Annotated in this window: 2 protein-coding genes; both read right to left on the reverse strand. The window is 67.5% G+C overall.

Going from position 1 to position 10451, the window contains the following annotated elements:
* Positions 1 to 72: 72 nt before the first annotated feature.
* Positions 73 to 1089 (reverse strand): sigma-70 family RNA polymerase sigma factor, encoded by a 1017-nt coding sequence (locus M1247_RS26395; protein WP_317159543.1) that lies wholly within the window; start codon positions 1087 to 1089, stop codon positions 73 to 75.
* Positions 1090 to 1130: 41 nt separating this feature from the next.
* On the reverse strand, positions 1131 to 9986 hold the full coding sequence (locus M1247_RS26400; RefSeq protein ID WP_317159371.1) for a WXG100-like domain-containing protein: 8856 nt from the start codon (positions 9984 to 9986) through the stop codon (positions 1131 to 1133).
* Between the last annotated feature and the right edge of the window lie 465 nt (positions 9987 to 10451).

Genomic DNA, 10451 nt, shown 5'->3' on the forward strand with positions numbered 1-10451 from the left:
CTGGACCAAGACTGCCGACCAAATCTTCACCAGCATCGGCAACTACTGCATCAGAATTAATGACTCAGGACACTAGAGCGCAGCGGCCAGCCCGAACTTGTCGAACAACGAGGGTTCCATGAACGCCACCACATGCGAGATGCCGTCCGGGGAGATGTCGAGCACGTGCAACTGGAAGGCTTCGTGGCGGCCGGTCTCGCGGTTGAGCAGGTACATCGCCGCTGCGGGTTGACCGTTGGCCGTCGTCGGGATGAACCGCATATCCCCGGGGCCTTCGGCCGGGCACTTGTAGCGGGACAGGTCGCCGATGGCCTGCGGGCCCTGATACCAGGTGTCGAACGGAGGCATCTCCCAGATCGCCTCGGCGGTGAACAGCTCGACCAGCCTGTCGATGTCGTAGGCCTCGAATGCGGAGATGTAGCGGCCCAGCAGGTCCTGCGCCTCGGGCGACTCCGGCGCGGCGATGTTGTCGTCCTCGCTGGGGCCGACCGCGTCGAGCTGCGCCCGGGCCCGCTGCAACAGGCTGTTCACCGCAGCGGTCGACGTGCCGATCGCCTCGCCGACCTCGGCGGCCTTCCACTGCAGCACCTCGCGCATCACCAGCACCGCGCGTTGACGGGGGGACAGATGCTGCAGTGCGGCCACGAACGCCAACCGGACCGATTCGCGGGAACCGACGATATTGACCGGATCGGTCGACTCATCCGGCAGCGGCTCCAGCCACGGCACCTCGTGGTGCTCGCTGATGTCCTCGGTCCCGGTCGAGCTGGGTCCGCCCAGCCCCGACGGCAAGGGACGGCGTTGACGGCCTTCCAGTGCGGTCAGACACGTGTTGGTGGCGATGCGGTACAGCCAGGTCCGCACCGAGGATTTGCCTTGAAAGCCCTGGTAGGACTTCCACGCCCGCAGGTAGGTCTCCTGCACCAGGTCCTCGGCGTCGTGCAGCGAGCCGGTCATCCGGTAGCAGTGCGCCAACAGCTCACGCCGATAGCGCTGAGCGTCGGCGAGAAACGCATCGGCAGGAGCATCGTCATCGAGGCGGCCAGCGAGGACGGTCACATTCGTGAGCCTACCGAGCACCGCCGACATTCGCGTTTGGCGTGCGGTCCTGATTCCCGTCGTGCGGGCCATCACCGCGCATCGGGTCGACGCGCGTCATCGTGCTTGCCGAACCGGGCGAAAGTGTCATCGAGTGCCCCCTGGAGGCTCAGACCTGCACCGAAATCCGTCAGTTCGATCATCGGCGCCGGTGCGCGCACAGAGGTCGCACGGCCATCCTCGGTGGCCGGGCGGCGGGGGTTTGCGACGGTCGCCGGTTTGACCGTCGGGCCTCGACCACCGCCGAACAGCCGCTGTAGACGGCGACTCCTGACAATAGGCAATCCGGCGGGCTGGCCGGCAGGTCCAGCCGAGGACGTCGACAACCGGGCCCCCGTCGCACCGGTGTTGACCGCGGGCACCTCATTCGGCGGAGGTGCGTGGATATCCGCCGGCGCAGGCGGCGTCTCGACCGGGTCGAGCCTTGAGGTGGGGATCAGCATCGGTCCATGCACGTCCACCCCGGACAGCGTGTGCGAGGTGTCGCCGTCGTGGACGGTCAGCACGATCGTGGCGGCGCCGTCGAAGACAGCATGGGAGCCGGTGAACTTCGCGTTGGCGGACACCTTGGCGTTCTGCCCGTAGGAGGCGCCGTGACGGCTACGGCCCAGCGCGCCTCCACCGAACATGATGTTCCCGCGCAAGACGTCACCCAGGTTGCCGTGGGGGCCGGCCAAGAACCGGGGACCCGCCTCCCATGCCGACGAATCCTGATGCGAATAGCCCTGATTGACCTCGTTGAGGAGGTTCGTCATCCCGCCTTTGCCCTCGACCCCGGTGCTGTTCAGCGCGGTCAGGTCGGCGTGGCCGGTAACCCGCAAGGAGCCGTCCCGGAACAGTTCGACTTCCTCACCGCGCGTCATCGCAGGCAGGTGCCGCTGCAACGTGATGTCGCTGAGTGCCGTGGGTAGCTGATCCCGCAGTCGCGACGCCGCGATCCCGCCCACCGCCTTGATGTTGTCCTGCGCCCCGCGTCGGAACTGGTCGCCGTCGACAACCTTGCGGACTATCGCACCTCGCGGCAGCCCGCGTTGCCCCCCGTCGAGGGTTTCCGGTCGCGTTTCGTAGCGCGGCTGCTCGGCATCCGGACTTGCCTGCCTGGCCCGGAAATCGATCTTGGCTACGCCGCCACCCTCGCGTCGGGTTCCATTGCCCAAAAGCCCAGTGGGACGGCTCATCTGAGCGTGCACCGTAGCTGTGCCGGCTTGGATGTTCGCGGCGGCCTTCTTCCGGAACAGCTCGCCGGTGGCCGAGTTCTTGGTCAGCGTATTGCTGCTGTCGGCGGCCCGGTTGATGTCGACGCGGCCGAGCAGGGAGGCGTTCACCCCGACGTCTACCGGCAACACGGTGCCCTGCGCCTGGAGGATCACCTGCCAGTTATCGATCTTGGTGTTGGTGTCGGTCACGGTCTGAATCGTCTGGCCGCCGGTGTAGAACTCAGCATCCTTGGCCGTCCCCGGAGCCGGGGCGGTCAGGTCGTCCACTCGCGCACTCAATACGACCTTGCCGCCTCTGACCGAATCCAGCTCGACGGTCTTCTCACCATTACGGCTGTAATCGCCCAGCCCACCGTGCAGCGCGCGGGTGCTGACGTGCTGGGCGAGTTCGGCCCGCACGGCCGGCCAATCGTCGCCGAACACCTCCCGGCCCTGCTCGGTCATCGAATCGAGGACGTGTGCCGCCACCGCGTCCTCGTTGGGCGTGCGGGTCGCGGCAGGCGCCGCTTGCGGGGGCTCTGCTTGATCCGGTGCAGGCGGCCGCACCTCGGTGACGACGTGATCGGGTTCGAGTCGGATGCCTGGCCCGTCCGCGGCTCCACTAGGTCCGCGGCCGGCCTGACTGTTGTCGGCCGGAGCCGTGTGCGGGTAGGCGAACACGCCGGCCAGACGCACATCGGCGGCGTTCTCGGGCACCTTCGACAGCAGCCGGGCACCCTTGTGCTTTTCGTAGCTGATCTCGAACCGGATGGGTTGCCGGAACAGGTCGTTTGCCTCGGTGGTCCGCACGCGTGTCGGAACCCGGTGGTCGGTGTCGGTGACCGTGGTCTCGGCGCGCGGGGTCGTGAGATCGCCGCCGGCGGCGGGTGCCGCCTTGGGCAGTATCGAACCGCTGTGGGTAACCTGAGCCGACGCCGACCCGTGCGGGAACGGTACGACGAGCCGCCCTCCCTCCACGTGGCGGGTCAGGTCGTCCTGCAAACGGGCGGTCGACGACTGCGACTCGATGGACTGGTCGGTCTCGAATTTCGCTGACTGGCCTACATATTCGGCGTCGGCCTCTCGAATTGCCTTGACCTTGACCGTGATCTTGCCACCGGTCACCGCAATGTCGTGGCTCCACTGCTGACCCGACTGGTGGACCAGGCGGGCCTGCAACACCTGCGGGCCGAAGTGCTGGGTCACCCCCTGCATGGCCTTGTCGACGTCCTTGCCGAGGGCGGGGCCGAGGTCGGCCCGAATAGCCTCCGTCAAGCCACTTGCCGGGTCGAGGCCGACCAACATGTCCGTGGGATGCCAGGTTTCCAGCAGAGCATGAGCCGGGGGTGCCGGGGGTTCGTCCGTCGCAGTCGGGGGCGTCCACGCCAGCGATGAAGTCGTTGTGGCCGAGGTGGATTCGACTGCGACCGGGGGTGTCTGCGCATCGCTTCGCACGGGGGCTGGTGCTTCGACGAATCCCGCGGGGCTGGACCTGTCGAACGTGGGCGGCAGCACCGCGTCGTGGGTGCGCGAGCCCTGCAGTTCAGTGAGCGGAATCGCGATCTCGACGGGGAACAGACCCGATTCGTGCACGGTGGCCCTGGAGCCGGTCATCGTGCCGTCGATGCGAACCCAGCCGTCGAAGATCGCCATGGGCTGTTCGAACTTGGTCTGCACCACCGCGCGCTGCTGTTCGCGGACCCGGCTGCCTTCGCGGGCAGTCTGATTGGCCCCGACGATGACCTCACCGAGCACGGGACCGCCCGCCACGTCGCCGCCGCGTCCACCCAGCGCGCCCTGCCCAGCGATCTGCTTGGTGCTGACCGTCGTGGTCGTCGACCCCTCGGTGCTCTCCATGCTGGGCGACGACAAGACCTTGGCGATGGTGCGGCGGTAGGTCAGGTTCTCGATGTCGGCGGTGAGCGCCAACGTGCTCGACGACCCCGGCCCGGCCAGCTCGGTGCTGGTAAGTGGGCTGTGCTGGGTCATGCCCGGCAGTCCGGCACGGATGCGATTGAGGTGGCCGGCGGCTGTGACGGTCGGGCGGACCTCGTTCCACTTGCGGCCGAATGCCCGGTGCCCCATCGAGTCCACCAGGCCGTGGAATCCGCTGAGGTCGAGGTTGGTGACCCGATCCATGCTGCCCAGCCCGGCCAGCGGCTCGGCCTCCCCCCGCTCGCGTGGCGTGGGCGCAGCCCCGTCATCCGGCGCGGCCGCCGGGCGGCTTGCCGCGCCCAACTTCCACCGCGACCGGCGCGTCGAGGAATTGTGTTCAGCGGACGGTCCACCCCGGCCCCAGATGCGCGCGGGCGGCGCATGTACCTGTGTCCCGCGGTAATCGGTGGTCGGGGTGGTCTCGGACTTCTCAATCAGAGCGTCGAACTCGGCCCGTGTCTCGTGTACCGCGCCCTTGAAGGCACCGTTGCGCTGCGTGGGTGAGACCGAGCCGGGGCCATGCATGACGAACCGCAACCGGACCTGCCCGCTCCACGATTGACCTGCCACCGGGTTCTTCAACGTGCTGCGGTTGCGGAACTGCGAGCCGGTCACCTCATTGGTGCTGCGGCCCACGTTCAGTCCACCGTCCAAGCCTCCCACCACTTCTCCGGTGGGCGTACCACCCTGCCCGCGACTGCGTCCGGGCAGGGGAAGCTGGGCGGTGTAGGTAATTTGATCCTGCCGCGTCGTGGCGGAATCGGTCTCGGTGCCGTAGTGGAATTCGGTCTTGCTCGTCTCCCCGGTGGGGCGCATTCGTGGGTTCTCAGCGTTCGAGGTCTGCTCACCGACCGCCGGCGTGGCATCCGGGGGAGTGCCGAGCGACTCGACGAATGCGTGCACCTCCACCCGGCCACCGGGAATGCCCTCGAGATGGCGCACGAGCGGTTGCTTGTTGGTCATTCCGTGCAGATTGGCCTGCAGCAGTTCGACGCTCAGCCATTCGTCGATCTCGTTCATCGCCCGGTCGGCCTGCTTGCCGTAGGCCGACCCGAATGCGGTGCGCATCGCCGGGCTCGACACGAATTCCGTGGTGGACTGCGGACCGCGATGGGGACCCACGGCGTCCGGAAGTAACTGCAGATTGGTCACGACGTCGGATCCGGTCAGTGCGCGGGAGTTCGTCACCCGCGGTGGCCCATCGGATGCCGCGGCGGGGCCGGCACCGTCGGTGACGGCCCGCGTGGGAACCGTCACTTCGGTGTGGAACGACACCGGCGGGAGACTGCCACTCCTGCCGGAACCGGTCCCGCGGTCCACGGGGCCGTTCAGCCGATACGCGACCACGGCCTGGATGTTGCCCTCGAAACGCGTTCCGGGCTCGGTCGTTTGGCCGCCGCTGATCTGGCGGTCGGTGCGCTGCGTGGACTCCGACCACTGATGCTCGCGCAGCCCGAACAGGCCCATGGTGTGGCTTGCGTTGGTGTGGGTGAGGCCGGCCTGCGCACCCGCGACGTAGGTGCGGCGGCCCTCGTCGAACGACCCGACGATGCTGCTCGGGTCGGAGCTGTGCTCGAACTCGTATTCCTTGACGTTCTCCTTGAACTGCAGCGCGGATGCGTCCGCGGACCCGTCCAGCCGTAGGTCGAGGCTCAGGGTTCGGCCGAATCCCAGTTCGACCACCTGACTGACCGGCTTGCCGCCCCGCAACATGCCGGGGACCTTGGGCTTGAGCCCGTCGTCGGAGAACAACGCGGCCAGACGCTCGCGGTTGGCGTCCCACGTCTTCTGGCCGCCGTGTTCGGTCACCAACCTTCGGATCTGGTCCAGACTTTCATTCCCGGAGTGGAAGCGCTCGACGACGTCCATGCCCCCGAGCACGAGGTTCGGCCCCGAACGGGCCGGCAGCCGCGGACCGGGATCGCGAGCTGGAACGCTGGCCGGTATCGGCGTGGTGGAAGCCTTGTCGACGACGGGCCAGCCCTGTTCGTCGCCTTCCAATCCGGTGAGTGCGTCGTAGAACTCGTCCTCTCCGTCGGATTCCGGCTCCGCGTCGGAGTGGCTGGCACCAGCGGTGGCCGCGGGTGCCGGCTTGCTGGCAGCCTTGTCGACGACGGGCCAGCCCTGTTCGTCGCCTTCCAATCCGGTGAGTGCGTCGTAGAACTCGCCCTCTTCATCAGATTCCGGCTCGGCGTCGGAATGGCTGGCGGCGGCCGCCCAGTTGGAGGGACCCACGTCGGGAGGACTGCGACGGGCGGGTTCTTGGGGCCTGGTTTGCCGGGCACCCAACGTATCGGGATCCACGCCGCGATGCCTCGCGACATCCTCGACTGCTCCCAGCTGCGTTTCGGCCGCACCGAGCTGAGCCGTCGCCGCTGCCAGCCGTTCGACGTTCCCATCGTCGATGGCGGCGTGCACCTCGGTCTGGGCGCGCTGATGGTCCGCCAGGGCCTCGGACAGTGCGCCCAACAGCTCGGCCTGCTCGCGCCGTTGGTCTGCCAGCGCCTCGCTGGCCTGCTGCTCGGCAGTGGCCTTGCCCTTGCCCTTGTCCCGGCTTTTGCCCGGGTGCTCGTCATCCGGATCCGGAACGGCAAGAGACGAACCCGAAACCGGACCATGCAGTGATTCCTGGGTGGGCGTGTAGGTGATGTTGTTGTGGTCGTCGAGGGCGGCGGAGGTCACTTCGCCCTGACCGGACTGCGCTGGGGGGGTGCCTGCGAACCAGTCGGTGACCGGGTTGCCCTCCCGCCCCGGACTCGGCGGCCACGCGGTGATCGTGCCGTGCTGCCCATCGATGGCCCACACCCCGTCACCGTCGAACAGGGCGTTGAAGCTGTGTGCCACCCCGTTGCCGAACCTGACCGCCACCACGGTGTGCGCACCCACGCCCGCGTCGCGCAGCTGATCGGCGATCGCGTCGGGATCACTGCGCTGCAGCGGCAACCCTGTTACGTCACCGACGTCTTCGGCGCGTAACTGCACCGGATGCGCCCGCCCGAAACTCGGCGTCCCAGCCAGGCGATCGAATACCACCCACGTCGTGGGCCCGCAATTAGCCATTCGCTGCCCCGCCGGCACCACCGCGCGGTCGCCGTCGTTGTTGACATCGCCCACCCACTCGGCGACGTCGCGATGGGACTGCCCCGACCGGGGCAATTCCGCCCGCCGGGCTACCGGCGAAGACTCTCCCCGATCAGTTTGATCAGACCAATCCCCATCCGATCCCACGGCATCGGGTGATCCCGACACCGGACCGCGCAGCATCAACGGCCGGGCCACCGAGACCTTGGGCCGCGGCTTGGGTGATGTGGCGGCCGGCGGTGGCGGCGGCGTAGGCACCATCCCCACGACGACCTCGGACTGCTCATTCGTCGAACGAGACGCCGGTGCAGCGGCGGTGGTGCTTGCGATGTTCGACACGGCCGTCGGAGTCGAATTCGACGACGTCCCCAAGCCCGCCGACACCTTCGCAGGTGCGCCGGGACTGACGGCCCCGGCGGGGTTCGACGTCGGTGTCGGCGTCGGGCTGGCCTGCGCGCTGGGCGTGGTGGGTGTCGGGTTGGCGGGCGTGGTTGTCGGGTTGGACGGTGTCGTCGTGGACTGAGTCCCGGCGTTCGTCGTGGGAGCGGTGGTCGGGGCGTTGGCTGCCGTGGGCGGGTTGGCCGAGGTGTTGGCGGGCGGCGGTGGGGTTGCGGTGTTGGGTTCCGCCGGCGGCGCGGTTGGCTGGTTCGTGGAATTGCCGTTGGTATCGGACGGTGGCGTGCTGGCTTGCGGTAGCTGCTCGCCCGGTGCTTCGCCTACCGGGCGTGATCCATCCGGTGGCGGTTCCGCGTCGTCGAGCGGCGGATTGGCGGGCGGCGTTTGGTCGGGCGGCGGAGCCGATTGGGGTGTTGATCCATGATCGGTTGTCGGGGGCTCGGATGGGTTGTCGGCGGGTGACTGTGCGGCGGATGGCGGTGTATCGGCATGCGCCGTTGGGGTGTCCGACGGCCCGTTGGTGACCGTCTGAGGAGGGGGTGTGTGCTCGGGTCCGCGGCCCGTATCCTGGTTCGGCGGCGCGCCATGCTGCGCCGAAGGCGAATCATCAGTGTGTGTGGATCCCTGCTGTGACGTTGACTGCGGGTTGTGCGCTTCAGCCTGATGCGAGGAGGCCCCATCGTTGAGCCCATCGCCGGTCGACTGCTGCGTAGCGCCCTGGGTGCTGTTCGCGCCGCCGGGTGGCTGCTGCGACTTCGACTGGACGGCATCTGAATCCTGGTGATTTACAGAATGGTTGGTGTTTCCATCAGCGGGGGACTGCGGTGAACCGCCCTGCGTGTTGTTCCCGCCGCTGGTCGACTGCTGCGAACTGCCCTGACCGTTGTGGCCGCTGCCCGAGTCATGCTGACCCTGGCTGGACTGCTCGCCAGTCGTCGACTGCTGTGAACCGTGCTGGCCGTTGCCCGAGTCATGCTGACCTACACCGTTATTGGATTGGCCACCGCCAGGCGACTGTTGCGAACTGTGCTGGCCGTTCTGTCCGTTGCCCCCGTGCTGGGTCGATGAGCCGTCGTGGGTCTGCGGCGACGGTGCGCCCGTGGCCGCCGTATGCGAGTTGCCGCCGTCGTGCGACAGCGAACTCTTTGGCCCGTCGGAGGAGCCGTTGGACGGGCGTTCTTGGTAGGGCGGAGGGGGTTCGTTGGGATCAGACTTTTGATAGGGAGGCGGCGGTGGGTCATTCGCGTCCCCTCCCGGCCCGTCCGCGTGGTCCCCGTCCGACTTGCCGTCGGGTGCCTTGTGATCGGGGTCGAATGCGTGACTGCCGCCGTCCAGGCCGTCCGGTGCACCGTGCGGGGAGTCGTCGCCGTGACCGTGCGAACTGTCGATACCACCAGACACCGCACCCAGGGCGCCACCTGCGAAAATCTCGCCCGCATCCAAGTTGCTACCCGCAGCGAGCGCACCAGCCACACCCGCGACCACTTCCGCACCGTAGGAAGCCCCAGCCCCGGCAAGTGCATTGCCGATGCCACCGTGGCCGTGCTTGCCGCCCAACGCCCCGAACGCTGGACCATGAAACGCCCCCGCCGCCGCCCCACCAGCAGCCGCACTCTTGGCTGCGTTACCGACGTCGTCCCAGTCGATCTTGTCCTTGTGGCCCTGGTCGATCTGATACTGCTGGATCGCCAGGTTGGTGATCAACTCCTCGGCGACCTCCTCAGCGCTCTGCTGGGCGACCTCGCGCAGCAACCGCGATACGGTGGTCTTGGTCAACGCCTCGATCGCACGACGGACCAACGCCCGCATCAATTGGTTGAACAGCATCCGGACCGCGACCATGGTCAGCGCCTCGATCGCCGGAATCCACGACAATGAGATCCCAAATGTCCATGGCGCCATCGCAATCGCGTAGAGGATCTCCGCTGCGGCCAGTGCCAACCCGACCAAGATTTCGATCTTGGACGCCTCGACCTGGGTACCGGCCTGACGCGCGGTCTCGCCGAGTGCCGCCATCGCCTCGACCAGCTTGTCCACCGAGTAGTCGCCGTCGAAGAGTTTGGCGAACTCCTGCGCCGCGGTGTCGGCGGTCTCGCCGGTGATCACCGACATCGTCTCGTTGCGCACCCGATTCAAATCGGGGATCAGATCCGACATCTCCGATGCCGACTCATGCCAATGCTCACCGATGCGCCACAGCCCGTCCTCATCACCTTGCGGCCACTTACTGCCCGCAAGATAGGAGATCCACTGCAACGCAGGGGGAATGTCAATGGACATGACGACTCAGACGCAGCCGACCCGCAACTGCGCCAACAACACCACACCGCTAGACATCATCCGTCCAGCGGGGCAGCCAGGGCAGTAAGTCACCCGACCAGCGACCGCAGTAGCCGAATCGGCAAGGACCGTGGGCGGCCTGGTGCCGAGATGCTCGAGGTGCGTACCCACACGATCCAACTCTCGCCCCCGCGCACGGACGAGGGCCGATCAGATAGTGAATGACAGAGGAACCCTGTGCGAACGTTACTTAGCGGGAGTGACGAAACCTCCTGGGACGTCGGTTGCTCCGAGAATCACGCACCGAACGCTGATCCACCGCAGCGATCAGCAGGCTGGCATAGCCACCGAGCCGCCGGCCAGCACCGCTGCGAGCGCCAACACCGAAACCCGCTCCCCACCTCGCGGATTGGTCCGACTCGGTCATCGGCACCTCCCTACCTTGCGGAAGGTGCATACCAGGCC

It is taken from the genome of Mycobacterium appelbergii, assembly GCF_032883035.1.
GTDB classification, from domain to species: domain Bacteria; phylum Actinomycetota; class Actinomycetes; order Mycobacteriales; family Mycobacteriaceae; genus Mycobacterium; species Mycobacterium appelbergii.

Excerpts from the sequence above, each read along its gene's own strand:
- M1247_RS26395 (WP_317159543.1), bottom strand. The coding sequence starts at position 1,089 with ATGTCGGCGGTGCTCGGTAGGCTCACGAATGTGACCGTCCTCGCTGGC.
- M1247_RS26400 (WP_317159371.1), bottom strand. The coding sequence starts at position 9,986 with ATGTCCATTGACATTCCCCCTGCGTTGCAGTGGATCTCCTATCTTGCG.